Genomic DNA, 25,461 nt, shown 5'->3' with positions numbered 1-25,461 from the left:
CACTGCCACGAACGGAACCACATTGGCCAAGAAGGACGAGAAGACCCACAAGAACGCCCCGCTGATCGGCATCGACATCGGCGGCACCGGGATCAAGGGCGGCATTGTCGACCTGAAGAAGGGCAAGCTGGTCGGTGAGCGCTTCCGCGTTCCTACGCCCCAGCCGTCTACGCCGGAGGCCGTGGCCGACGTTGTGGCACAGGTTGTCGAGGAACTGACCTCCCGCCCGGACGCACCGGCTGCCGACTCCCACGTGGGCGTTACGTTCCCGGGAATCATCCAGCACGGTGTGGTCCTCTCGGCGGCCAACGTTGACAAAAGCTGGCTCAACACGGACATCGACGGCCTTCTCACCAAGCGCCTCGGCCGTCCGGTTGAGGTTATTAACGACGCCGACGCCGCGGGCCTGGCTGAAGCCCGTTACGGTGCAGGCGCCGGCGTGGACGGGACGGTGCTGGTGATCACGCTGGGCACCGGGATCGGTTCAGCCTTCATCTTCGACGGCAGGCTGGTCCCCAACGCCGAGCTCGGCCACCTCGAGATCGACGGTTTCGACGCCGAAAGCAAAGCATCAGCCGTGGCGCGTGAGCGCGACGGATTGAGCTGGGATGAATACAGTGTCCTGCTGCAGCGTTACTTCTCGCACGTCGAATTCCTGTTCTCGCCCGAGCTCTTTATTGTGGGCGGCGGCATCTCCAAGCGCGCCGACGAGTACCTGCCCAACCTGAAGCTCCGGACCCCCATCGTGCCGGCAGAGCTGAAGAACGAGGCAGGGATTGTGGGCGCCGCGATCGAGATCGCCGTGAAACACAACCTCGCCAAGTAGTCGGCGCAGCTCCATGAAGGACGCAGACCCAGGGGTCATGGTGGTCACCGGCGCAAGCCGCGGCATCGGCGCTGCCATTGCGGAGAAGGCAGCGCGGGCCGGCTACGCCGTCGTCGTCAATTTTTCATCAGACGCACACGGCGCTGCGTCCGTTGTCCAAGGCATCATTTCCGACGGCGGCACGGCCACCGCGGTCCAGGCGGACGTCAGCGATCCGGCTGCCGTCCGGTCGCTCTTCGATGCTGCCGGATGCCTCGGCCGGCTAACGGCCGTAATTAACAACGCCGGTATCACCGGCAACCTGATCGGCAAACTCGCGGATGTTCCCACCGCGACCGTCCAGCGGGTTATTGACGTCAACGTTTCGGGACTGATCTTCGTCTGCCAGGAGGCAATCCGCCGGCTGGGCACGGATCAGGGTGGCAGCGGCGGTTCCATCGTCAACATTTCCTCGACGGCCACCAAAGCCGGCTCTCCCGGCACCTGGGCCCATTACGCGGCGTCCAAGGGCGCCGTCGACGTTCTGACGGTGGGGCTGGCCGCAGAAGTCGCAGACCAGCGCATCAGGGTGAACTGCGTGGCACCGGGCAGCACCAACACCGGGCTGCACGCGGCAGCAGGCATGCCGGACCGTGTGGAGCGGTTGAACCCGACCATTCCGATGGGACGCGGCGCAGAGCCGGAGGAGGTGGCCGCAGCGGTTATGTGGCTGCTGTCGGAAGACGCCGGCTACATTACCGGCGCTATCCTGCCTGTTTCAGGCGGGCGCTGAACGTACCGCGCCGCGGCGTGAATGCGGCGCCCTGTCCCCAGAACCGCGGAGTGGTGCCGGTGGTGGCCCCGGCTTCCCCTCCGCTGCCACCACCGGAGCTTAGAGCGGGCTCTTCTCAGAGCTCTTGCCGTCGACGCCCTTCGCTTCAACTTCCGACTCGTGCCGGAGGAGTGAAATGGCGGACTCAAAATCTTCCAGGGATTCGAAGGCCTGGTAAACGCTGGCGAAGCGGAGGTAGGCCACCTTGTCCAGCTTCTGGAGGGGACCAAGGATAGCCAGGCCCACCTCGTGGGCGTCGATCTCCGCGGCGCCGGCAGCCCGGATGTTTTCCTCGACTTCCTGGGCAAGCATGGCCAGGTCATCCTCGGTGACAGGGCGGCCCTGGCAAGCCTTGCGGACGCCATTGACCACCTTGCTGCGGCTAAACGGCTCGCCCACGCCCGAACGCTTGATCACAGACAGGCTGGTGGTTTCCACAGTGGTGAACCGACGGCCGCATTCGGGGCACTGCCGGCGGCGCCGGATGGCGGAGCCGTCGTCAGCCATACGGCTGTCCACAACGCGGGAGTCAGGATTACGACAAAACGGACAGTACACGCTATTCCTTCCCCTGGCCGGACCGGCAGTTCAGCATCGCCGGAACACCGCCAATCAGAACCTGTGCCGGAAAGTTATTTCTTCCGAGACCAGTTTACGACTACATTTAGCTGAATAACAAGCCTGTAATTACCACATGTAGTGGTTAATTGCCCTTGGAGAACCTCGCGGTGACGGCATCCCCATGCGCCGGGAGGTCTTCCGCTCCGGAAAGGCTTAGAATATGGCCGCTGACGTGTTCCAGCGCGGACCTGCTGTAGTTGATCACCTGGATGGCGCGCATGAACGTGGTGACGTTCAGACCGGACGAAAACGCCGCCGTACCACTGGTAGGCAGGACATGGTTGGATCCTGCGCAGTAGTCCCCCAGGCTCACCGGGCTGTAGTCCCCCACAAAGATAGCTCCCGCGTTGCGAATGCGGGCAGCTACGGACGGTGCTTCCGCCGTCATGATCTCGAGGTGTTCAGCAGCGTAAGCGTCGCAGACAGCAATGCCCTGCTCCAGATCATCCACAAGCACCACACCTGACTGAGGCCCGGACAGTGCCTCAATAACGCGCTGGCTGTGCTTCGTGGATGCGGCCTGGATTTCGAGTTCCTCGCGGACTGCGGCCGCGAGGAACTCCGACTCCGTGATCAGCACGGAACCGGCCTTCGGATCGTGTTCAGCCTGGCTGATCAGATCAGCAGCCACCAACGCCGGAGTGGCAGTAGAGTCAGCCAGGATGGCGATCTCTGTAGTGCCAGCCTCGGAGTCGATACCCACCACGCCCCTGACCAGCCTTTTCGCAGTCGCGACAAAGATGTTGCCTGGTCCGGTAATAACATCGACGGGTTCCAGGGACGGACCTGCGTCGCCGGCCGGAATACCATAGGCGAAGGCGGCGATGGCCTGGGCTCCGCCGATCGCATAGACCTCTTTGATGCCAAGGAGAGCCGCCGCCGCAAGGATGGTGGGATCCGGAAGCCCGTCGCGGTCTTTCTGCGGCGGCGAGGCCAGGGCGATGGACTTTACGCCTGCGGCCAGTGCCGGCACCACGTTCATGATGACAGATGAGGCCAACGGCGCCAGTCCACCGGGGACGTAGAGTCCCACCCGGGCAACCGGAACCCAGTTCTGGCTCACCACGGCGCCGTCCCCGAGTTCGACGTCGATATTGGCGGGCCGCTGGGCCTCGGCGAAACGGCCGGCCCTGTTGATTGATTCCGTCAGCGCCGCACGGACCGCAGGGTCCAGGTTTTCCAGCGCCGCTGTGAGCGCTTCGGCCGGGACCCTGGGGTGTGTCTGCTCAACGCCGTCGAATCTCCGTGCAAGATCGCTCAGTGCCGCAAAGCCACGCTGGCGGACGTCCGCGATGATGGCCGTGACGTTCTGCTCGGCGTCTGCCGTGGCCTGGTGCCCTGCACGCGGCACCACTGCGCGGAGGCCCGCCAGGGTCAGACGGCGGCCCCGCAGGTCAACGGTCCTGAAGTTGACGGCGGAAGGATTCGGGGTGGCGGAGCTGTCCGGAGAGATAGTCACTGGTTCATTTTACGCGTCTTTCGTATTGCCCCCGCGGTGTTACGTCACTCGGGTCCGGAGGCGCCCTGAAACTGGCTCAGCAGACTAAGGATGAACGTGGCAGCTGCGGTGGCAGCCGGCCAGAGCGTCAGTACGGCGAAGGAACGCAGTGAGAAAGCGATGCTTTCGTTGACGGAGGTGTCAGCGGATCCGCCCCACCATTGCCCTGCAAGCACGCCTGTACGCCATGCAATAACTGACCCAACCAGGCCACCCACGATGCCCAGGACAAATTTAGACTGGGAGTAGCTTTTTCCGGAGAGGAGGACAGCCACCAGACATCCTGCGAACAGGAACAGTGCCGCCAGCGTCAGGTCCCGGGGCAGCCACGCCCCGGTGTTTGTGCCTGATCCAAACGCCGGATCCCGCGTCAGGAGATTCAGCCCGCCCGGCGCAAGCAGCCACCACAGCAGCCCTGCGGGAACGCCTGCGGCGGCGACGCCGGCCAGCCAGAGCCAGGGCGCGCCTTTGGCCCCTGTAGCGGTCTCCCGGGCACGTGCTTCCATGGAAATCGAAAGTGGATCTGCTGGCGGTGTCATGAAACAAACCTTAACAAATGTTCAGGCCGGTCAAACAATAGACGTGTCGGGTAATCAATATCGTCACGGCAGGTCAGGCCCATACTGTTGCATATAAGACGCACACCATACCCGGGCTAAGCAGGGAGTTCGATCACAGTGGCCTCAGATCACGCAGCCTTCGAGGGCACGTTCAAGGAAATGTTCCGTCGCCATGCGGCAGGCGTGGCAATCATCACCGTCAACTACAACGGTGTGCCTTACGGATTCACCGCGACGTCCGTTGCATCACTGTCCGCCCGGCCCCCTCGGTTTACGTTCAACATGGCGCGCAGCTCAAGTTCGTGGCCGGCGGTTGCCAACACCACCCACATAGGCCTCCACATGCTCGGCCTGGAAAACCAGGCGCTTGCCGACCGGTTTGCACGCACCCAAGACCGTTTCGGCGGCGACCACTGGGAGCTCGGCCCCTATGACGTTCCTGTTTTGAAGGATGTGGCAGGCTGGCTTATCGGCAAAATCCAGATGCGGCTCTCCTTCGAGAACAACGCCGTTGTGGTGGTGGAAGTTGTGGACGGCCAGGTGGGAGACGACGGCTCGCCGCTCCTGTACCACTCCGGCGGCTACGGCCAGCACGTCCCTCTGGACTACGAGATCTAGCCCGGACATCCAGCTGTCCTCGGAATTCAGCCGTCCAGGCAGGCCGGGCCGAGCAGCACTTTCAGGTCGCCGAAGAGCGCCGGGTTGGGGTTGACCCGCAAATGGACAGGCATGCCCATTACTTCCAACTTGGTGTCGCCCTGCAGATGGAGCCGGACCTCTGAGGTGCCCCGGTGTGTCCGCAGCACGTCACCCAGCTCGGTAACAACTGCCTCGGTGGCCTTGAAAGTCGGCATGGTGATGACCACCGGACCGTTAAGGCTGTCGCTCAGGTCCGGGACGGACAGCTCCATGCAGTTCAGGGTGATGGCACCGTCGTCGCGCTTCTGGAGCCGGCCCTTGACCACAACAATCAGGTCTTCCGCGAGCACAGAGGCAATGGGGCCATAGACCTGGCCAAAGAACATCACCTCCATGGAACCGCCCAGATCCTCCACCTCGGCGCGCGCATAGGCGTTACCGCTGGCTTTCGCGATCCTGCGGCTGAGCGAGGTGATCATCCCGGCGATGGTAATGATGGCGCCGTCGTGCGGTCCGTCTTCGCCGATGACGGACGTGATGGTCTGGTCCGAGTGCTGGCTCAGCAGTCCTTCAAGACCCTGCAGCGGATGATCGGAGACGTAGAGACCCAGCATGTCGCGCTCGAAGGAGAGTTTGTCCTTCTTTTCCCACTCCGGAAGGTCAGGAATTTCTGTGGTGAGGGATGCTTCCGGCTCCTGGTCCTCAAAGCCGGCAAACAGATCAAACTGGCCGATCGCCTCATTGCGCTTGAGCGTGATGACGGAATCGATGGCCTCCTCATGGATCATCGCCAAGGCCCGCCGGGGGTGGCCCAGGGAGTCGAAAGCCCCCGCCTTGATGAGGGATTCAACAGTCCGTTTGTTGCAGACCACGGCAGGGACTTTCAGCAGGTAATCCTTGAACGAGGTATATGCACCTTCACTTTCGCGGGCGGTAACCATGGCCTCCACCACGTTGACGCCGACGTTGCGGATGGCGGCCATGCCGAAACGGATGTCCGTACCCACAGGGGTGAAGTTCACGCTGGACTCATTGACGTCCGGCGGCAGCACCGTGATGCCCATTTTGCGGCATTCGTTCAGATACAGCGCCAGTTTGTCTTTGTCGTCGCCCACGCTGGTAAGCAGCGCGGCCATGTACTCGGCCGGATAGTGGGCTTTAAGATACGCCGTCCAGTAGGAGACGAGTCCATACGCCGCGGAATGCGCCTTGTTGAAAGCATAGTCAGAGAACGGCAGCAGGATGTCCCACAGCATCTTGATGGCAGCAGCCGAATAGCCGTTGTCCTTCATGCCCTGTTCGAAGCCCGCGTACTGCTTGTCCAGCTCGGATTTCTTCTTTTTGCCCATGGCACGGCGCAGAATGTCGGCTTGTCCGAGGGTGAACCCGGCAACCTTCTGCGCGATGGCCATAACCTGCTCCTGATACACAATCAGGCCATAGGTACCGCCAAGAATCTCGGCCAGCGGCTCCTCGAGCTCCGCGTGGATGGGGACAATGTCCTGCAGCCCGGTCTTGCGCAGAGCGTAGTTGGTGTGCGAATTGGCGCCCATGGGGCCCGGACGGTACAGGGCGATAACGGCGGAGATGTCTTCAAAGTTGTCCGGGCGCATCTGCTTCAGCAACGAACGCATCGGGCCGCCGTCGAGCTGGAAGACGCCGAGGGTATCGCCCCTGGCGAGGAGCTCATAGGCGCCCTGGTCATCCAGGCCGAGATCCTCCAGGATCAGATCAGTGCCCTTGTTGAGCTTGATGTTCTCCACGGCGTCCGTGATGATCGTCAGGTTCCTGAGACCCAGGAAGTCCATCTTGATCAGCCCCAGGCCTTCGCAGGTGGGGTAGTCGAACTGCGTTATGACCTGGCCGTCCTGCTCACGGCGCATGATCGGGATGATGTCGATCAGCGGGTCCGAGGACATGATCACCCCGGCAGCGTGCACCCCCCACTGCCGCTTCAGGCCCTCGAGGCCAAGGGCCGTCTCGAAGACCTTCTGCGAATCGGCGTCTGATTTGAGGAGCGAGCGGAGCTCCTCCGCCTCGGAGTAGCGCTTGGCTTCAGGGTTGTGGATCTCGGAGAGCAGCATGCCCTTGCCCATGACGTCCGGCGGCATGGCCTTCGTGAGACGCTCTCCGGTGGAAAACGGATAGCCCAGCACACGGGACGAGTCCTTGAGCGCCTGCTTTGCCTTGATGGTGCCGTAGGTGACAATCATGGCCACTCGCTCGTCGCCGTACTTCTCAGTGACGTACCGGATCACTTCCGAGCGGCGACGGTCATCGAAGTCGACGTCGAAGTCGGGCATGGAAACGCGTTCAGGGTTCAGGAATCGCTCGAAAATGAGCCCGTGGACCAGCGGATCCAGGTCAGTGATGCGCATGACGTACGCCACCATGGAACCTGCACCTGAACCACGTCCCGGGCCCACCCGGATGCCGTTGTTTTTGGCCCAGTTGATGAAGTCGGCCACCACCAGGAAGTAGCCCGGGAAGCCCATCTGCGTGATGACACCGACTTCGAAGTCGGCCTGTTTGCGTACGTCGTCGGGAATCCCCTTCGGGTAGCGGTAATGCAGGCCCGTTTCGACTTCCTTCACAAACCAGGACTGCTCGTCTTCCCCCTCAGGCACCGGGAAACGGGGCATGTAGCTCGCGTTCTCGTTGAACTCCACGTTGCACCGCTCCGCGATCAGCAGGGTGTTGTCGCACGCGTCGGGGTGGTCGCTGAAGATCGCCCGCATTTCCTGTGGCGATTTCAGGTAGAACTCGTCGGCGTCAAATTTGAATCGCTTGGGGTCTGCCAGGCTCGAGCCGGACTGCACACACAGAAGGGCCGCGTGGCTGGAAGCGTCCTCCGCGTGTGTGTAGTGGAGGTCGTTGGTTGCCACCATGGGCAGGCCAAGCTCCCTGGCCAGTTTGATCAGATCGCCCTGGATGTTGCGCTCGATGTCCAAGCCGTGGTCCATCAGTTCACAGAAGAAATTTTCAGCACCAAAAATATCGCGGAAATCGGAGGCTGCCTGCTTGGCGTCCTGGAACAGGCCGAGCCGGAGTTTCGTCTGGACTTCGCCCGACGGGCACCCGGTGGTGGCGATGAGGCCTTTGCCGTACGTCTGCAGGAGATCCCGGTCCATGCGTGGCTTGTACAGGTACCCTTCGAGGGATGCCAGCGAGGACATCCGGAACAGGTTGTGCATTCCCTGGGTGGTTTCCGCCCACATGGTCATGTGGGTGTAGGAACCGGCACCGGAAACGTCGTTCCGGCCGCCGTCGCCCCAGCGGACACGGGTTTTGTCCTTGCGGGCTGTTCCCGGAGTCAGATAGGCCTCGACGCCCACAATCGGCTTGACGCCGGCGTTGCGGGCTTTGTTCCAGAAATCGTAGGCGCCAAAAACAAAGCCGTGGTCAGTCGTCGCCAGGGAATCCATACCGAGTTCCGTGGTGTGGCTGAACAGGTCCCCCAGCCTCGCAGCACCGTCCAACATGGAGTACTCAGTGTGGTTGTGAAGATGGACGAACGAGTCATTGCGGGAAGTCACCGGACTAGTCTATGCCAGAGGCTGGGCGCCCGCGGGAAGCACCCCGGAGAACTAGGCCTGCCCCGACTCAAGAACCTCAAGAGCATAGGACAGATCCGGCGGGTATTCACTCGTGACAGTCACCCGCTCCCCCGTTCCGGGGTGATCAAAACCAAGCTGCCTCGCATGCAGCCATTGCCGCGTCAGCCCGAGCGTCGCGGCGAGCCGGGGATCAGCGCCGTATGTAAGGTCGCCGGCGCAGGGATGCCTGAGCGCCGAGAAATGAACCCGGATCTGGTGGGTGCGCCCTGTCTCCAGATGCACTTCAATCAAGGTTGCCTTGCCGAAGGCTTCGAGGACTTCATAGTGGGTGATGGAGGGCCGGCCGTCTTCGATCACGGCAAAACGCCAGTCGTGTCCCGGATGCCGCCCGATCGGTGCATCGATGGTGCCTTCCAAGGGGTCGGGGAGTCCCTGGACCACGGCGTGGTAGACCTTGTCCACCGTCCGCTCCTTGAAGGCGCGTTTGAGCACGGTATACGCGTGCTCGGTCTTGGCGACCACCATAACGCCGGAGGTTCCGACGTCGAGCCGGTGGACTATGCCTGCGCGCTCCGGCGCTCCCGACGTAGAGATCCGATACCCCGCACCGGCGAGGCCACCGACGACGGTGGGGCCCACCCAGCCCGGCGAAGGATGGGCGGCTACTCCCACCGGTTTGTCGATGACTACAAATTCGTCGTCGTCCAGCAGGACTTTCAGGCCTTCCACAACTTCCTCCACCACTTCAAGGGGATCCCGGCGCTCCGGGACCGTAACGTCCAGCACGGCGCCGGCCACCAGCTTGGCGGACTTGCCCAGTGCTTTGCCGTTGCTTCTGACGTTGCCTTCGGCGATGAGCGTGGCCGCGAGCGAACGCGAAATGCCCATGATGTTCGCGAGCCCGGCATCGGCCCTGTTCCCGCCCAGGTCGTCCGGAACAATTACCTGCTCAGACATTTCCGGAATCTTCGCGCTTCGGGGAGGAATGGCGTGAGCCGTCCAGGGCGATGCCCCGGAGCGTCAGCACGCAGATAATCACCACGGATGAAACAACGGCCGAGTCGGCAATGTTGAAGATCGCAAAATTGGGCAATTGGATGAAATCCACCACGTGGCCCATGGCGAAGGACGGTTCCCGGAACAGCCGGTCGGTCAGATTCCCCAGAGCGCCGCCCAGCAGAAGACCCAAAGCCAAAGCCCACAAGGCAGATCCCAGCTTCCGGAGCTGGAACAGGATGGCAACGGAAACAACAGCCATGATGATGGTGAACACCCATGTCACGTTCTCGCCGATTGAGAACGCTGCTCCGGAGTTACGGATGTAGTACCAGTGGAGGAGCGGAGGCAGGACCGGGATGCGTTCGCCTTCGATCATGTTGCCGGTGACCCACAGTTTGGTCAGCTGGTCGAATACGTAGGCAAAAACCGCTAATCCCGCAAACAGGGAAAGCAGGACCACACGCCGGGGCCGTTGGAGTGAAGGGGACGGGTGCGCTGCATCAGCGGCAAGTTCGTCAGTCATAGTGCTTTCATTCGGGAACCGTTGTTAATCACAAAAGCCGGTGGCCGAGGAATCCTCAGCCACCGGCTTTCAGAATACGTGCTAAACGTCCGCGTTGGCGCCGCCCTCAGGGGCCGCAACAGAACCGCGGGCGTCGAGATCGCGAAGCTGGCCTTCGATGTAGGCCTTCAGGCGTGACCGGTAGTCGCGCTCGAAGCCGCGCAGCTGCTCCACCTTGCGCTCCAGGACGGACCGCTGTTGCTCAAGAGCCCCGAGTGTCTTCCGGGACTTCTCCTGGGCATCGTTGACGAGGCTGCTTGCCTCGATCTGCGCCTCGGCAATGATTTTGTCCTTCTGCGCCTGGCCGTCCGCAACGTGGCGGTCATGCATCTGCTGCGCCATTGCCAGAAGGCCTGCTGCGGACTCCGCGGAGGCATTGCTGCCTGCGGCGGACGGTGCGGCGGAGGGAACGGCAGCGAGCGGCGGTGCCTGCTTCTTCTTCGCAGCGTCCGCGGCTTTGGCTTCCGCTTCTGCCTTGGCCCGCGAGTCGTCTTTATCAACCTTGGCGGGTGCGGGGACCTTTTCGACCACCGGTGCGGCTGCTGCGGACGTGGCCGGCGAGCCGGTGCCGCCTTCAGCGAGCTTCTTGCGAAGTTCGTCGTTCTCCTGGTTCAGGCGCCGCAGTTCGACGACGATCTCGTCCAGGAAGTCATCTACTTCGTCCTGGTCGTAGCCTTCGCGGAACTTGGTCGGCTGAAAGCGCTTGTTGACAACGTCTTCTGGCGTCAAAGCCATCTGGTCACCTCGTTGGTCTAGTTAGTCAGTAGGCCTTCCGGCCGTCAAAACTACGGTACCTAAATATGGTCTTGTTCCTCTAATTCAACACGGTGGTGTCAAACCGGAGTTTCTTCACGGCACAGATAACGGCTCCGTTTCCGGAACCGCTCAGGCGCTGCAAGCTCTAATGAAAATTACGCGAAATTTCTGACGATTGCCATAGCCACGCTGACGGCGATGAACAATATCAAAAAGCCCAGATCCAGCGTGATCCCGCCAAGCCGCAGCGGCGGAATGAGCCGCCGCAGGACTTTAAGCGGCGGATCCGTGACGGAGTACACAGTGTGCGCGGCCACCAGTGCCATACCCCGTGGCCTCCAGTCCCTGGCAAACATCTGGACCCAGTCGAAGACAAGCCGGATGATGAGCGACACAAAAAACAACAACAGGGCGATATAGACAAGTCCGAAAACAATTCCCATGACTTAACTCATATCTCCATGCTCATTCCGGATGCCGCAGCGTCCTGTCGATGTTTCATGTCTATTTCAGCACGGATGCCAGGCAGGTGTCCCTGCCTGGCATCCGGATAACTCTTTGGCTAGCTCTGGTTGAAAAAGGCGGCCTGTGTCTCGCTGACCTTTTTGTCATCGCCGATGACTTCGATGTAGGACGGCGACAGCAGGAAGACCTTGTTGGTGACCCGTTCGATGCTGCCCCGCAGTCCAAACACAAGTCCCGCAGAAAAATCGACAAGCCGCTTGGCATCGGCCTCACCCATGTCGGTGACGTTCATGATGACAGGAATACCGTCACGGAAGCTCTCACCGATGAGTTTGGCGTCGTTGTAGGAACGCGGGTGGATCGTGGTGATCTGACGCAGGCCTGTGGTCTCTTCGCGGCTTGACGCCGCACGCTTAATGGGTGTCACTGGTGCGCGGTATTCCTCTTCGGCGGCATAGGGCGCTTCACGGGTGACCTCGCGGACAGGGGCCGGTGCGCGGCGTTCCTCGCGGTCATGCTCCATTGAACGGTCCTCATCCTTGTGCGGTGTGTGATGCTCAGACTCATAGTGTTCATCGCCATCGGCGAGCCCAAGATAGATCATTGTCTTGCGCAGAGCGCCGGCCATGGTCGACTCCTAATCGTGTCCGTAAGCGGGCCGCCGAATTGACTTGACAGCATTGGATTCCCCGCCATTCACTTCCAATACTTCGACGCTACCCCACCACGGGACGCCAACCGAGAATATCCGAACCAATTCTCAGGTGTGTCGCACCGAACCTGATGGCGGCCTCGAGGTCCTGGCTCATGCCCGCCGAAATGCCCGTGGCCCCGGGATGTTCCGCCGTCAGCCGCGCAGATATGGCCGCCAGTCTTTCGAACGCTGCGTCCGGTTCCGCCCCCAGCGGCGCCACCGCCATGACCCCTGCCAAAGTGAGTCCTTCCGCGGATGCCAGCTGCTCTGCCAGAATGGGAACATCGGAAGGTGCGGCGCCCCCGCGATGACTGCCGGCGTCGTCGTCGAGACTCACCTGGATGAAACAAGCCAGCGGAGACCGGCCGGACTTTTCCTGTTCCGCGGCTACCGCCCGCTCCAGACCGGTCACCAGCTGCGGACGATCCACCGAGTGGACGGCGTGAGCGTACCGAACAACGGATTTGGCCTTTTTGCTCTGCAGCTGGCCGATAAAGTGCCACCGAAGCCCAAGATCCTGAAGCTGTAACGACTTCTCGGAGGCCTCCTGATCCCTGTTTTCACCGACGTCGGTGATTCCCAGGGCAGCGAGCCGGCGGACGTCGCCGGCCGGGTGGAACTTGGTAACCACTATCAACTCCGGTTCGCCGTCCCGTCCTGAGGCGGCAGCTGCCACGGCGATACGGAGCCGCACCGCGGCGAGCCCGTCCCTAAGCTGGACTTCGCGCAATTGGTTTTCACGCAGCTGAGCCCCACGAAGCTGGTCCTCTTGAGGCCGGGGATCATTCATGAGTCCATACCAATCCCGCAAACCGTCCTGTGTGTTGGTTTCTGCGATAAGAAAAAAGTTCTTCATTTTCGAGCGTGCAGGGGCCCGAATATTCAATGAGTACGCCGCCTGCTTCGAGCTGGCTCCGTGCCCCTGCCGGAAGATCCAGGGCGGGAGTACCCCATGAAGTGGTTGACCAGCAGGAAGGCACGCCTGCCGCCACGTCCGCCCGCATGCCTTCCGGCACTTCATAGCAGGTGCCGCAGATTGACGGACCGATCCATGCACGGATGTCCGTGGCACCGACCGCACGCATGCGGGCCAATGCAGCCGGGATAATGCCGGCGGCCAGGCCAGGGCGTCCGGCGTGCACCACACCCAGAACCGGCTTCCCGGACTCGGATTGCCCCAGCAGGACCACCGGAATGCAATCGGCCACCATGACGGCGAGCGGCTGCCCAACGGACACCATGGCATCCGCTGTTGGAGCTTCACCGGGAGCACCGATAAGAGCAACGTGTTTGCCGTGAACCTGGTTCATGAACCGGAACTTGACGGGCGAAATGCCGGCCTCGGCTTCCAGTCGCTCCCGGCGCTGCATTACTTTTGCGGGATTGTCGCCCACGTGAAGGGCAAGATTTCCGGCCGCGGCGTCGGTGAATGCCACCGAAACGCCGGGCCGGACTTCAGCACGCCAAAGGAACAATCGGACCTCTACTTCAGGAAGTCAGGGACATCCAGGTCATCGGAGTGGCTGCCGGACAGATCCGGCTCCACTACAGAAGGAAGGTCGACGTCGAAGCCTGAGTCGGCAGGGACGGCAGACGGACGCTGCTGGCCCCAGTTGCTCAGACCGGCTGCCCCTACACCTGCGTGCACGGGCTGGACGCGAACCTGATGGCTTCCGGACGACGGCGCCTGGGCCGGAGCGGGCGCAGCCGAGGGTGCTGCGGGACGCTGGGGTGCAACCTGGGGCAGCGACTGGTCCATGGAAGGCGATGTGGCCTTCACATCGTCGAATCCGGCGGCGATGACCGTGACGCGGGCCTCGTCACCCAGGGCGTCGTCAATGACAGCTCCGAAGATGATGTTGGCTTCCGGGTGAGCCACTTCCTGAACCAGACGGGCTGCCTCGTTGATCTCGAACAGGCCGAGATCTGAACCGCCCTGGATAGAGAGCAATACGCCGTGCGCGCCGTCGATGGACGCTTCCAGCAGCGGCGAAGCAATGGCGAGCTCGGCAGCCTTGACTGCGCGGTCCTCACCCCGCGCCGAGCCGATGCCCATAAGCGCCGAACCTGCGCCCTGCATCACGGACTTGACGTCGGCGAAGTCGAGGTTGATGAGGCCGGGTGTGGTGATGAGGTCAGTAATGCCCTGGACACCGGACAGGAGTACCTGATCCGCGGAGCGGAATGCATCGAGCACCGAGACATTGCGGTCGCTGATGGACAGCAGCCGGTCGTTGGGAATAACGATCAGTGTGTCCACTTCGTCACGCAGCGCATCGATGCCCGCTTCGGCCGAACCTGCGCGGCGGCGGCCCTCGAAGGTGAAGGGACGTGTGACCACCCCGATGGTCAGGGCGCCAAGTGAACGGGCGATCCTGGCCACGACGGGGGCGCCACCTGTACCCGTGCCGCCACCTTCGCCGGCCGTGACGAAGACCATGTCAGCGCCACGGATGACTTCCTCGATCTCGTCAGCGTGATCCTCGGCGGCCTGCTTGCCCACCTCCGGATTGGCACCGGCGCCAAGCCCGCGGGTCAGTTCGCGTCCGACGTCAAGTTTGACGTCTGCGTCGCTCATCAGCAAAGCCTGGGCATCGGTGTTGATGGCAATGAATTCGACACCGCGGAGACCGACCTCGATCATGCGGTTGACTGCGTTCACGCCACCGCCGCCGATGCCGACGACCTTGATGACGGCCAAGTAATTCTGCGGAGCTGCCACGTTACGTGTCCCTTGTTCGTGTCCTATTGCGAAAACTGATGGAGTCGAGCTTGAAGCTTTGAACCTTAACCTTCGAGTTGAAGGTTATAGTTATGTCAACTAGCTTATGTCTGTGACGGTATTTCCTATGGTTCGGACATTCAATAACCGGCGCAGCGTGTCGCGGGAATACCCGTGAAATGAGGTGATTCAGCGCGTAACAGGGTGTCTCGGGACACTGACGTCATAGACGCTCACCGGATTCGTCGGATCTTCCGGCGCTTTCAGAAGTGCTTCAAGTACCTTGGCCTTCAGCTCCTTCTCCCCCGCGTTGCCCCACACAATCGTCTGCCCGTCCACAAGCCTGAGCTCCACGGCATCAACGGACTTGGCAGAGGCGTTGGAGAGCTTGGCCAGCACCCCGGCGGGCAGCGCACCGAGAACTCCTGTGGTTGCCTGGAACAGCTCCTTGCCAATGGCACCTGCTCCGCCGTCGATTATTGGCAGCGGCACCGATGCAGGGTCCGCAGTGGTGCCGAGCTGCACACCTTCCACATCAACCAGCAGAATCTTTTCGCCCTGTTTCACCAGCGCGACCGGAACCCGCTCCTGGACCTTCACCACGAGGACGGCCGGCGGGTGCGCCTGCGTTGTCACAGACTTGACCTGGACCAGAGGTTTCAGCAGCCGGCTGACGTCGTCGTCGCTGATCTGGGGCAGCGGCTTGCCCTTCAGGGGTTCGAGGACCGCCTGGACCTGCTTGGCGGTCAGGAGCCTGGTCCCGGTCACCTCCACGGTCCTGACGGCAAGAACCGGGGAATAGATCGCCGCAGCCAGCAGACCGGCAACCACGGCCGCCACAACGCAGGCGGCAAGAATGATGTTGCGTTTGACCCTCTGGCCCGGGGGCTTGGGGAAGGACACCACATTGTTGGGCGCCGCAGGTGCGGTGGAACGCGCCTCTTGCGAAGGGTTGGCTTCTCCGGCGCTCTTCGAAGCCGAGATAGTGTCCGCGCCCGTGTGCCGCCCCGGTTCCGCAGCGCCTTTGACAGCGCGGCCCCGCTCGGCGGACTTGTACGTCGGCTTACGTGTACTAGCCACCAAGGGCCTCCACAATCAGGGGCCCGTAGGCGGTCACATCGCCGGCCCCGGCGGTCAGCACAATATCGCCGGGTCCGGCTTCCGCCACCAAGGCGGCGACGGCGGCATCACCGGCTTCGACGAGTCGCCCGCCGGAGCCTAGGTGGTCTGCAATCAGCTGGCTGCTGACGCCCGGAATCGGATCCTCACGTGCCGGGTAGATATCAAGAACCAGGGCCGTGTCAGCCGAGTTGAGTGCTTCCGCGAAGTCCTGCGCAAACTCCCTGGTCCTGGAGAAAAGATGCGGTTGGAACAGAACGTGGACCTTATGGTTGCCCGCAACGGAACGGGCAGCAGCCATCGCGGCCCGGACCTCGGTGGGGTGGTGGGCGTAGTCGTCGTAGACCCGGACTCCCCGGCCTTCGCCCTTGAGCTCGAACCGCCTGGACGCTCCGGAAAAGTCAGCCAGGGCCTTGGCGGCTGCTGCCGGTTCAACACCCAGCTCGAGGGCCACCGCAAAGGCAGCGGCCGCATTCAGTGCATTGTGCCGCCCCGGCACCTGCAGCTCCAGGGCAAAGCGCCCGGCGGGCGTGGAAAGCCAGACGTCGCCGGGTCCGCCGTCGTGCAATTTCAGCCCGGCGTCATCCGAGGTGCCGTAGAGGACTACCCGGGTACCCCGCTCCTGTGTGCGCCGCGCCAGGGCAAGGGCTCCGTCATCATCCGCACAGGCGACTAAAACGCCGTCGGACGGCAAAAGTGCCGTGAAGCGATCAAACGCTTCGTACACGGCCTCGGCCGTTCCATAGTGATCCAGGTGGTCCGGCTCGACGTTGGTGACCACCGCAATCTGCGGGCGGTAGTTCAGGAAGGAGCCGTCCGATTCGTCAGCCTCAGCAACAAACACCTTGGATCTGCCGTGGGCTGCGTTCACGCCCAGGGAAGGCACGTTGGCGCCGATCGCGAAGGACGGGTCCATCCCGGCGCCCTGCAGCAGCACCGTGATCATGGATGTAGTGGTGGACTTCCCGTGGGTCCCGGCCACGGTCACCACCTGATCGTCTGCCATGGTGGCGGCGAGGGCCTCGGAACGGTGGAGCACAGGCAGCCCTGCGGCCCGGGCGGCTACAACTTCAGGGTTGTCGGCGCGGATCGCCGATCCGGCCACCACAGTCTGGGCATCTCCGAGATTCGCTGCCGCGTAGCCCACGGCAATCCTTGCCCCTGCGGCCGCAAGATCTGCCATGACCGGCAGATCCTTGGCATCCGAACCGCTCACAGGAAGGCCGCGGGCCACCAAAATGCGCGCCACAGCGGACATCCCCACGCCACCGATCCCGATGAAATGGACGCGGCCCAGGGACGCCTGGCTCCGGATGTTGGGCGTGGTCATTCGGATACCGCTTTCAGGACAAGATCGGCCATGCGCCGATCAGCATTTCTGATGCCGAGATTTTGTGAATGCGCCGCCATTGCGGCAAGCCGTCCGGGGTCCGTGATGAGAGGGATGAGTACTTGGCGGACCCAGTCCGGCGTGAAGTCCTTGTCGAGAACCAGCTTTGCACCGCCGGCGGCCACCAGCCCGGCGGCGTTTAACGCCTGCTCACCGTTGCCGATGGGCAACGGGACAAAAACTGCAGGCACGCCCACGGCTGCTACTTCGGACACGGTGGCTGCCCCTGAACGGGCCAGCAGCAAGTCCGCGGCCGCATAGACCACTTCCATGCCGTCCACGTACTCGAGCTGACGGTATCCATCGGCCGCAAGATTTCCGCCGTGGGACGCCGGGACGGCTTTACCGTGACCCGTAATGTGAAGCGTCTGGACACCTGCCCGGGCCAGCGCATCCAGGGAGGCCCCTACTGTTCGGTTGATGCTCTGCGCACCGGATGATCCGCCGGTGACAATCAGCACCGGCTTGTCCGGATCCAGTCCCAGCGCCGCCCGCGCAGACGCTTGGGCGACCTGCCGGTCCAGCCCCGAAATCTCCGTACGCATGGGCATCCCGATGTGCTGCGCGCGGGGCAGCCGGGTTCCTTCGAACGCCACGGCCACGTGTTTGCTCAGCCTGGCTCCCACGCGGTTTGCCAGGCCGGGACGCGCGTTGGCCTCGTGGATCACAATGGGAATACTCCGACGCCAGGCGGCCAGGTACATGGGCGTGGACACATAGCCGCCGACGCCCACCAGTACGTCGGCGTTCGCCCTGTCCAGAATGCGGCCTGCCTGCCTGACAGCCCCGGCAAGGCGTCCGGGCAGCCGCAGCAGGTCCATGGACGGTTTCCGCGGGAAAGGAACGCGGTCAATGGTTGCGAGCTCCAGTCCCGCTGCCGGCACAAGCCGCGTCTCCATGCCGGCGGGCGTACCCACGGCAAGGAGACGGGCCGCCGGACGTGCGTCACGGATTGCCGCCGCAATTGCCAGCATGGGGCTGATGTGGCCGGCGGTTCCGCCGCCGGCAAGCACCACGGACAGGGATTCGGATTTCATCAAGTGCTACTTACGCTTTCGTACGGGGGTGGTGCGTCCGGCGGTGCTTCGTGAGGATCTGGCGCCAACCCTCAGGATCCGCTTGGGACGGATGTTCGGAGCCATCTGGACGCGGGCCAGCGACAACACTACGCCGATGGCACAGAGCGACATAAGGAGGGCTGAGCCGCCATACGAGATGAAGGGCAACGGCACCCCGATCACCGGCATCAGACCCGTGACTACGGCCATGTTGACGGTTGCCTGGCCCAGCAGCCAGACCATGATGGTGCCGGCGAGGACACGGTGGAACATATCTTCCTGCGCCACCACCACGCGGTAGATCGCGGCACCGAGGATGGCGAAGAGGATGAGTACGACGACGGTGCCCACCAGGCCGAGTTCCTCGCCGATGATGGCGAAGATGAAGTCGTTGTGCGCTTCCGGTATCCAGCTGTACTTTTGCCGGCTCTGGCCCAGGCCCACCCCGAACCAGCCTCCGGACGCGAGGCCGTAGAGTCCGTTGGTGGACTGGTAGTTTACGTCAGTTCCGTCACCGCAGGCACCACCGGTCCACCAGGAGGTGATCCTGCACATGCGGTTGGGGCTGGCGATCGCCATGACCGCAGTACCGGCTGCGGCAACCAGTGCCGCGAAACCAAACAGGTACAACGGAATGCCGGCAAAAAACAGGGCGGCGGCCACAATCATCATGATGATCATTCCGGTGCCGAGGTCGTTTCCGGCAAGCACCAGGGCAATAATGCCTGCAGCCACGGGCAAAACCGGAATGAGTGAATGCCGGAGCATATGCAGCAGTTTTGCCTTTCTGGTAAGCACCGTGGCCATCCACAGCGCCAACGCCAGCTTGGCCGCCTCGGATGGCTGGAGCGTGAAGAACGACCCGATCTCAATCCAGTTCTTATTGCCGTTCACGCTCGTACCGATCAGCTGCACCAGAATGAGCAGCACGAAGGCAATCCCTATTCCCAGCCACGCCAGCCGTTTGAGCCACACCACATTGATCCGGGACAAAACGAACATCATGAAGACACCGATGGCAGCGAACATGCCTTGCTTCAGGGCCGCCGTGTAGGGCGACTCCTCCGCCGCGATCGCTTCGACGCTCGACGCCGACAGCACCATCATGATGCCGATGGCGGTCAGCGCAAGCGTGGAGCCGAGAATCAGGTAATACGTTGAACCGTTCCGGGACTTTCCGGTGCCTTCCAGAGCGGACCAGAATCCGCGGTACCAGCCGCGCACCCTGGCTGGCGCCGAGAGCCTCGCGGCAGGTGCCTTGGGGATGGCTTTGGCGTCGCGCGGCTTTGCAGACGGCGGACGTGTGGGCGTGCTGACCATTGTTACTCCTCGCCGGTCTGAGCCTGCCCTTCCACTAGCTCGAGGACAGCTTCGATGAAGGCGTCGCCACGGTGAGCGTAGGAAGAGAACTGATCCATGGAAGCAGCGGCCGGGGCCATCAGCACAGTGTCACCGGAAGTGGCCAGCTGCGCCGCCGACGCAACGGCCTGGGCCATCACCGTCCCACCCGATACCGGCGAGGGGGTTGCGATGGGTCCGCCCGTTCCGGCAGTCTGCATATTTTCAGTGTCACCCGCGGGTTGTGCGATCACGGGTACATCCGGTGCGTGTCGCTGGAGAGCCTCCGCCAGGGAGGTTGTGTCCTTGCCGATCAGCACAACTGCTTTGAGCCGGCGGGCATGATCATGGACGAGTTCGTCGTAGCTGACGCCCTTGGAGAGGCCACCCGCAATCCAGATCACGCTGTCAAAAGCTGCCAGGGAAGCTGATGCAGCATGGGGGTTGGTGGCTTTGGAGTCATTGACCCACAGGACGCCGTTCTGCCGGGTGACCGGCTGAATGCGGTGGCTTCCCGGGACGTAATTCTGAATGCCTTTGCGCACGGCGGACACGTCCACACCGTAGGCCCTTACCAGTGCGGCGGCCGCCAACGCGTTGGCGACCATGTGGCGCGGCGCCAATTCACCGAGATCGGCCATGGAGGCCAGCTCGGCTGCGCTGTCCTTGCGCTCCGCTATGAAGGCCCGGTCCACCAGCAGTCCCTCCACCACGCCCAGCATGCTGATGGCAGGAGCGACAGTGGTGAAGCCAACCGCCCGGCAGCCGTCAACGACGTCTGCGTTCTCCACCATCCGTTCGGTCTCGATCTGTTCAGCGTTGAAGATGCAGGCCTTCTGCGTACCCTCATAGACTTTGGCCTTGTCAGCCAGATAGGACGTATATGAGCCGTGCCAGTCCACATGGTCTTCGGCAACATTCAGGCAGACGCTGGCCACCGGGGACAAAGATTCGGACCAGTGGAGCTGGAAGCTGGAGAGCTCAACGGCGAAGACGTCGTAGTCCACGGGATCCCGGAGTGCATCCAGAACAGGGGTGCCCACGTTTCCGACCGCAATTGCCTTCAGCCCGGCTGCCTGGAGCATTGATTCGGTGAGTCCCACAGTTGTTGTTTTCCCGTTGGTGCCGGTAATCGTCAGCCAGTCGGCGGTTTTGTGGCCCTTGCGTTCCCGCAGGCGCCAGGCGAGCTCGACGTCGCCCCACACCGGAATGTGTGCCCTCGCCGCTGCGGCCAGGAGTGCCTGGTCCGGGCGCCAGCCCGGTGACGTCACGATGAGGTCAGGTTTCGCGCCGTCGATCTTCGGCACGGACTTAACGGCGTCCTCGCCCAGAAGGACTTCCACTGCCCCGACAATCCGGAGGGTGTCGGCCTGCGCGTGCGCCGTGACGCTGGTGGCGGCGTCCACCACAACCACCCGGGCACCAAGCTCAATAAGGGTGTCTGCGGCAGCAAAACCAGAAACGCCGATGCCTGTGACCACAACGCGGAGTCCTGGCCAGTCGGAATCCCAGCTGACGAGTTCCTGAAGCCGGCTGGAATCGGTCACAGGAGAACTACCCATTCGGCGTAGAAGACGCCAAGTCCCACGGCGACAAACAGCCCGCCAAGAATCCAGAACCGTACCACCACCGTGACTTCCGCCCAGCCCTTGAGTTCGAAGTGGTGCTGCAGCGGAGCCATCATGAAGAAGCGTTTGCCACGGGTGGCCTTGAAGTAGCCCACCTGGATGATGACCGAGAGTGTGATGAGGACGAAGAGTCCGCCGATGATGCCAAGCAGCAGTTCGGTCCTGGACAGGATGGCGAAGCCGGCAATTGCACCGCCGATTGCCAGCGAGCCGGTATCGCCCATGAAAATCTTCGCCGGTGAGGTATTCCACCAGAGGAATCCAACGAGGGCCGCACTCAAGATTGCCGCCAGCAGTGCGAGATCCAGGGGATCCCGCACCGAGTAGCAGCCGCTGCCTGCCTGCCGAGGGGAACCACAGGCCTGGTTGCTCTGCCAGATACCCATGAGTGTGTAGGCACCAAAAACCATCACCGATGCACCTGCGGCGAGTCCGTCGAGGCCATCGGTCAGGTTCACGCCGTTGGTTGCCGCCGTGACGATCAGGTTGGACCAGAGTACGAAGAGAATGGCTCCAAGGACCGTGCCGCCGAAGGCGAGGTTCAGCCAGGGCAGATCACGCACAAGCGAGATGTGCGTGGATGCCGGAGTGACGCCGTTCGCATCCGGAAAGTTCAGGGCGAGGACGGCAAAGATGATGCCCACGGCAGCTTGGAGGATCAGTTTGGCTTTGGTATTCAGGCCAAGGCTCCGCTGCCGGGAAATCTTGATGAAGTCATCCAGGAAACCCACCAGGCCCATGCCCACCATCAGCATCAACAGGATCAGGGCAGAGGCTGAGGGACCCTCGGAGCGCGGATTCATGAGCCACATGATGAGATGGGTCAGTCCGTAGCTCAGCAGGACCGCGCCCACCACTACGGTGCCGCCCATGGTGGGTGTGCCGCGTTTGGTGTGGTGCGATGTGGGGCCGTCGTCCCGGATGAACTGGCCGTAACTCTTGCGGACCAGCAAGCGGATAAACAGCGGGGTTCCCACCGATGCAAACAGCAGGGCCAGGCCAGCCCCGACCAAAAGTGCGATCACAGCAGCTCGCTCCCTTCATTTGCAGTTGCTCGGGCTTGTGGAGGCAATGCTATCCGATCCCCCAGATGGCGGAGCCCAACGCTGTTGGACGACTTGAAGAGCACCAGATCACCCGGCTCGAGTTCGGCCTGCAGCAGATCGTAGGCTTCGTCGGCTGTCTCGGTAAAACTGCATTCATCACCCCAGGATCCTTCCTGGATCGCGGAAACGTAGAGGGAACGCGCTTCGCGTCCGACGACCACCAGCCGGGAGATGTTCAGCCGGACCACCTGGGTCCCTACGGCCGTGTGTTCGAGGATGGAATCCGGCCCCAGCTCGAGCATGGCGCCCAGGACTGCCCAGGTGCGGCGGCCGCGTCCCAGATCTGCCAGGGTCCGGAGGGCTGCGCGCATGGATTCGGGATTGGCGTTGTACGCGTCGTTGATGATGGTGACACCGTCCGCCCGCTCAGTCCGCTCCATGCGCCAGCGGCTGGCCGCGGCCTGAGAGCTGAGTGAAGCAGCTATGTTCTGCCCGGAAACACCAGCTGCATGTGCTGCGCCCGCGGCCGCCAGCAGGTTGCCCACATGATGTGCACCGATCAGCTGGCTGCTGACGTGGAGTCCGCGTTCAACGCCGGGGAGCACCAGCTCAAATTCGGGGTTACCGGCGGCATTGGTGTCCAGCCCCAGAGCCTGCACCTGGGGCTGTCCGGCCGATGCGTTCTGCGCCGTATACCCGAGCACAGCGGCCGGGGTACGGCCCCTCATGGCCGCCACGCGGGGGTCGTCAAGGTTGATTACAGCAGTACCGGAAGCCGGGAGCGTCTCGATGAGTTCCCCCTTGGCTACGGCAATGTTGTCCACGCCGCCAAACTCGCCGGCGTGGGCCGTTCCTATGCCAAGCACCACGCCGATTTCCGGCCGAACCATGTCCGCAAGATAGCGGATGTGCCCGATGCCGGTGGCGCCCATCTCAATCACCAGGTAGCGCGTGTCAGGATCGGCCTGGAACACTGTCAGCGGCACGCCGACCTCGCCGTTGTAGGAGCCTTGCGGGGCCACGGTGTTGCCTTCCCGGGCCAGAATTCCGGCCAGCAGGTCCTTGGTGGTGGTTTTCCCCGCCGAGCCGGTAATGCCGATGACAGTCAGCGTTTCGCCTGACGCCTCGCGCTGTGCGCGGATCCTGCGGACAGATTCCGCGGCCAGCGCGCCCATGGCCAGGACGGCATCCTTGACAACGACGGCGGGATAGTCCCGGCCTGCGTCATCGGCGACATCGCGCTCCACGAGTGCCAGGACGGCTCCACGGTCGAAGGCGGCGCCCACAAAATTGTGGCCGTCAGCGTGCTCTCCCGGCTTGGCTACATAGAGTGAACCGGGCCGGGCCTGGCGTGAATCCGTAACCACCGATTCGGGAGTGATCCCGGGTTCGGCGGCCAGGCGGCCGTTTGTGATTTCGGCGATTTCCGCCGCAGTAAATGCAATCATCTCGGTCTAGGACTCTATCCGGTCGTCTTCAAGAACGGTGAATCCCCGTGCTGTCAAGGCGTTGCGGAGCTCAACCCTGTCGTCCAGGGCAATGTTGACGCCCTTGACCTCCTGCCACACTTCATGGCCTCGTCCCGCAATCAGGATGGTGTCTTCGGGCCCCGCAAGTTCCACGGCCTGCCGGATGGCGGCATCGCGCGGAAAAGTCTCCAGTATCCGGCAGTCCAGATGAGCCGATTCCTTTGCTTCGTTGGCGCCTGCCAGGACATCTGCGCGGACAGCGGCGGCGTCCTCGTCGTGGGGGTCGTCGTCGCTGACGATCACGACGTCTGCGAGTCTCGCTGCGATGGCGCCCATGGCAGGCCGTTTACTTTGATCCCGCTGGCCCGTGGCCCCGAATACCACAATCACCTTCGAGCCGGGATGAGTGGACCGCACCGCTTCCAGGGCACGTGCCAGGGCGTCCGGATTGTGCGCAAAGTCCACCACCGACGCCGGCCGGGCGGAAACCAGCTGCATGCGGCCTGGAACTGCCACAGTGAACGGATCGTTAGTGTCCAAGGCGGCCTGGAGCGTTTCCGGATCCACACCGCTGGTGAGGACCATAACCGCGGCCAAGGCAGCGTTGGCAACGTTGAAACTGCCCGGCAGCCCTGTGTGCACCTTCAGCTCCGCCCCGTCGCGGCCCACCAGCGTGAACTCCGTACCGAGTCCCCGCGCCACCGGGTTCACAACTGTCCAGTCGGCCGGCACTGCGGACGCCGCACCGCCAGGCATAGCCGTGGCCAGTGTTGTGACGGGAATCCCGGCAGTGGCAGCGAGTTGCCGGCCCCAATCGTCGTCAACGGTCACCACAGCAGCCCGAGCACGTTCCCGTGTGAAGAGTTCGGCCTTGGTCCGGAAGTATTCGTCCATGGTGCCGTGGAGGTCCAGGTGGTCCTGCGTCAGGTTGGTGAAGCCCGCAACATCGAATACCACTCCGTCCACACGGTGGAAGGAGACGGCGTGCGAGGAGACTTCCATCGATGCGGCATCCAGGCCCCGCTCCCGCATCAGTGCCAGCAGGGCGTGGACGTCCGTGGACTCAGGCGTCGTCAGCCGGCTGGGAATCGGATCCCCGCCTGCCAGGATCTCGATGGTGCCGATCAGCCCGGCCTTCTGGCCGAGGGCGCGCAGTGCAGCGTTGATGAAATACGTGGTGGTGGTCTTGCCGTTGGTGCCCGTGACTCCGAACAGCACCGGTGCGGAACCGTCGTCCGGACTGCTCCGGTAGATCAGCGCCGACATGCGGCCTATCAGCCCGCGGGGACCGTCCACCACCAGTACCGGAACGGAAGTGTCGGCCGACAGCGCCAGCAGCCGCGCACCGGCGTCGTCTGTCACCACGGCGACTGCCCCGGCGGCGATTGCCTGCGGAACAAAGTCCGCCCCATGCCGTGTGGCGCCCGGCAGCGCAACGTAAAGGTCACCGGCCTCCACCGCCCGCGAATTCAGCGAGATCCCAGTGACGCTCACGGAGCTCGATGCCCCGGAAACAACGACGCCGATCGCCTCACCGATGGCGCCCAGCTGGACGGAGGCAACAGCGGTGGGGCGGAAGCCGCGCGCGGTGCCCTTCCCATCCGTGGGGTTGGCGGTGCCATGCGCGTTGTTCTCTGACAAGGGAGTCTCCGATGGTGCTAGTGGATCAAGACCTGCGTCAAGGAGCGTGCTCCCGTGTGCAG

Annotated in this window: 23 protein-coding genes; 3 read left to right on the top strand and 20 right to left on the bottom strand. The window is 62.9% G+C overall.

Annotation, left to right across the window (positions count from 1 at the left end; genetic code table 11):
- Positions 1-22: 22 nt before the first annotated feature.
- Both V3C33_06885 and V3C33_06880 read left to right on the top strand, forming a co-directional pair.
- On the top strand, positions 23-826 hold the full coding sequence (locus tag V3C33_06885; GenBank protein XAS68988.1) for an ROK family protein: 804 nt from the start codon (positions 23-25) through the stop codon (positions 824-826).
- Between the two features lie 13 nt (positions 827-839).
- Positions 840-1,598 (top strand): SDR family oxidoreductase, encoded by a 759-nt coding sequence (locus tag V3C33_06880; GenBank protein ID XAS68987.1) that lies wholly within the window; start codon positions 840-842, stop codon positions 1,596-1,598.
- Between the two features lie 99 nt (positions 1,599-1,697).
- Here the strand turns inward: V3C33_06880 and nrdR are convergent, their stop codons facing one another.
- The 3 genes from nrdR to V3C33_06865 form a co-directional block, all read right to left on the bottom strand.
- A complete protein-coding gene (gene nrdR / locus V3C33_06875; protein ID XAS68986.1) occupies positions 1,698-2,195 on the bottom strand; it encodes a transcriptional regulator NrdR in 498 nt (165 codons plus the stop codon).
- Between the two features lie 145 nt (positions 2,196-2,340).
- A complete protein-coding gene (gene hisD / locus V3C33_06870; protein ID XAS68985.1) occupies positions 2,341-3,717 on the bottom strand; it encodes a histidinol dehydrogenase in 1,377 nt (458 codons plus the stop codon).
- Between the two features lie 44 nt (positions 3,718-3,761).
- On the bottom strand, positions 3,762-4,295 hold the full coding sequence (locus V3C33_06865) for a hypothetical protein (protein ID XAS68984.1): 534 nt from the start codon (positions 4,293-4,295) through the stop codon (positions 3,762-3,764).
- 138 nt (positions 4,296-4,433) lie between these two features.
- Here V3C33_06865 and V3C33_06860 point away from each other — a divergent pair, with 138 nt between their 5' ends.
- Positions 4,434-4,934, top strand: a complete 501-nt coding sequence (locus tag V3C33_06860; GenBank protein XAS68983.1) for a flavin reductase family protein — start codon at positions 4,434-4,436, stop codon at positions 4,932-4,934.
- 26 nt (positions 4,935-4,960) lie between these two features.
- Here the strand turns inward: V3C33_06860 and dnaE are convergent, their stop codons facing one another.
- The 17 genes from dnaE to V3C33_06775 form a co-directional block, all read right to left on the bottom strand.
- Positions 4,961-8,491 (bottom strand): DNA polymerase III subunit alpha, encoded by a 3,531-nt coding sequence (gene dnaE / locus V3C33_06855; protein XAS68982.1) that lies wholly within the window; start codon positions 8,489-8,491, stop codon positions 4,961-4,963.
- A 51-nt stretch (positions 8,492-8,542) separates the two neighbouring features.
- A complete protein-coding gene (locus tag V3C33_06850; GenBank protein ID XAS68981.1) occupies positions 8,543-9,469 on the bottom strand; it encodes an RluA family pseudouridine synthase in 927 nt (308 codons plus the stop codon).
- Positions 9,462-10,034 carry a signal peptidase II gene (lspA, locus tag V3C33_06845; protein ID XAS68980.1) on the bottom strand — a complete coding sequence of 191 codons (573 nt, stop codon included), beginning with the start codon at positions 10,032-10,034 and terminating at the stop codon, positions 9,462-9,464. The genes V3C33_06850 and lspA overlap by 8 nt, the downstream gene beginning before the upstream one ends.
- A gap of 81 nt (positions 10,035-10,115) precedes the next feature.
- Entirely contained in the window at positions 10,116-10,808 is a 693-nt protein-coding gene (locus V3C33_06840; protein ID XAS68979.1) for a DivIVA domain-containing protein, read from the bottom strand.
- Between the two features lie 176 nt (positions 10,809-10,984).
- Positions 10,985-11,272, bottom strand: a complete 288-nt coding sequence (locus V3C33_06835) for a YggT family protein (GenBank protein ID XAS68978.1) — start codon at positions 11,270-11,272, stop codon at positions 10,985-10,987.
- A gap of 119 nt (positions 11,273-11,391) precedes the next feature.
- A complete protein-coding gene (gene sepF, locus V3C33_06830; GenBank protein XAS68977.1) occupies positions 11,392-11,922 on the bottom strand; it encodes a cell division protein SepF in 531 nt (176 codons plus the stop codon).
- An 88-nt stretch (positions 11,923-12,010) separates the two neighbouring features.
- Positions 12,011-12,778, bottom strand: coding sequence for a YggS family pyridoxal phosphate-dependent enzyme (locus V3C33_06825; GenBank protein ID XAS68976.1), 768 nt, complete (start codon positions 12,776-12,778; stop codon positions 12,011-12,013).
- Positions 12,771-13,463: a polyphenol oxidase family protein gene (locus V3C33_06820; protein ID XAS68975.1), complete on the bottom strand. Its 693-nt coding sequence runs from the start codon at positions 13,461-13,463 to the stop codon at positions 12,771-12,773. Before V3C33_06820 ends, V3C33_06825 begins: the two co-directional genes overlap by 8 nt.
- Positions 13,464-13,471: 8 nt before the next feature.
- The gene (ftsZ, locus tag V3C33_06815) at positions 13,472-14,710 is read right to left on the bottom strand and encodes a cell division protein FtsZ (GenBank protein ID XAS68974.1); all 1,239 of its coding nucleotides are present in this window, start codon (positions 14,708-14,710) and stop codon (positions 13,472-13,474) included.
- Between the two features lie 189 nt (positions 14,711-14,899).
- Positions 14,900-15,790 carry an FtsQ-type POTRA domain-containing protein gene (locus V3C33_06810; protein XAS68973.1) on the bottom strand — a complete coding sequence of 297 codons (891 nt, stop codon included), beginning with the start codon at positions 15,788-15,790 and terminating at the stop codon, positions 14,900-14,902.
- Positions 15,783-17,159 carry a UDP-N-acetylmuramate--L-alanine ligase gene (gene murC, locus V3C33_06805; GenBank protein ID XAS68972.1) on the bottom strand — a complete coding sequence of 459 codons (1,377 nt, stop codon included), beginning with the start codon at positions 17,157-17,159 and terminating at the stop codon, positions 15,783-15,785. The genes V3C33_06810 and murC overlap by 8 nt, the downstream gene beginning before the upstream one ends.
- The gene (murG, locus tag V3C33_06800; protein ID XAS68971.1) at positions 17,156-18,256 is read right to left on the bottom strand and encodes an undecaprenyldiphospho-muramoylpentapeptide beta-N-acetylglucosaminyltransferase; all 1,101 of its coding nucleotides are present in this window, start codon (positions 18,254-18,256) and stop codon (positions 17,156-17,158) included. Before murG ends, murC begins: the two co-directional genes overlap by 4 nt.
- A gap of 6 nt (positions 18,257-18,262) precedes the next feature.
- A complete protein-coding gene (gene ftsW, locus V3C33_06795; GenBank protein XAS68970.1) occupies positions 18,263-19,597 on the bottom strand; it encodes a putative lipid II flippase FtsW in 1,335 nt (444 codons plus the stop codon).
- Positions 19,598-19,599: 2 nt separating this feature from the next.
- Positions 19,600-21,177 (bottom strand): UDP-N-acetylmuramoyl-L-alanine--D-glutamate ligase, encoded by a 1,578-nt coding sequence (gene murD, locus V3C33_06790; protein XAS68969.1) that lies wholly within the window; start codon positions 21,175-21,177, stop codon positions 19,600-19,602.
- Positions 21,159-22,268 (bottom strand): phospho-N-acetylmuramoyl-pentapeptide-transferase, encoded by a 1,110-nt coding sequence (gene mraY, locus V3C33_06785; GenBank protein ID XAS68968.1) that lies wholly within the window; start codon positions 22,266-22,268, stop codon positions 21,159-21,161. The genes murD and mraY overlap by 19 nt, the downstream gene beginning before the upstream one ends.
- On the bottom strand, positions 22,265-23,737 hold the full coding sequence (gene murF / locus V3C33_06780; GenBank protein ID XAS68967.1) for a UDP-N-acetylmuramoyl-tripeptide--D-alanyl-D-alanine ligase: 1,473 nt from the start codon (positions 23,735-23,737) through the stop codon (positions 22,265-22,267). The genes mraY and murF overlap by 4 nt, the downstream gene beginning before the upstream one ends.
- Positions 23,738-23,743: 6 nt before the next feature.
- A complete protein-coding gene (locus V3C33_06775) occupies positions 23,744-25,399 on the bottom strand; it encodes a UDP-N-acetylmuramoyl-L-alanyl-D-glutamate--2,6-diaminopimelate ligase (GenBank protein ID XAS68966.1) in 1,656 nt (551 codons plus the stop codon).
- Positions 25,400-25,461 lie beyond the last annotated feature (62 nt).

Source organism: Micrococcaceae bacterium Sec5.7 (genome assembly GCA_039636785.1).
Lineage (GTDB): Bacteria > Actinomycetota > Actinomycetes > Actinomycetales > Micrococcaceae > Arthrobacter.
Note: the sequence above shows the minus strand (reverse complement) of the source record. Positions and strands in the feature narration are given on the sequence as shown.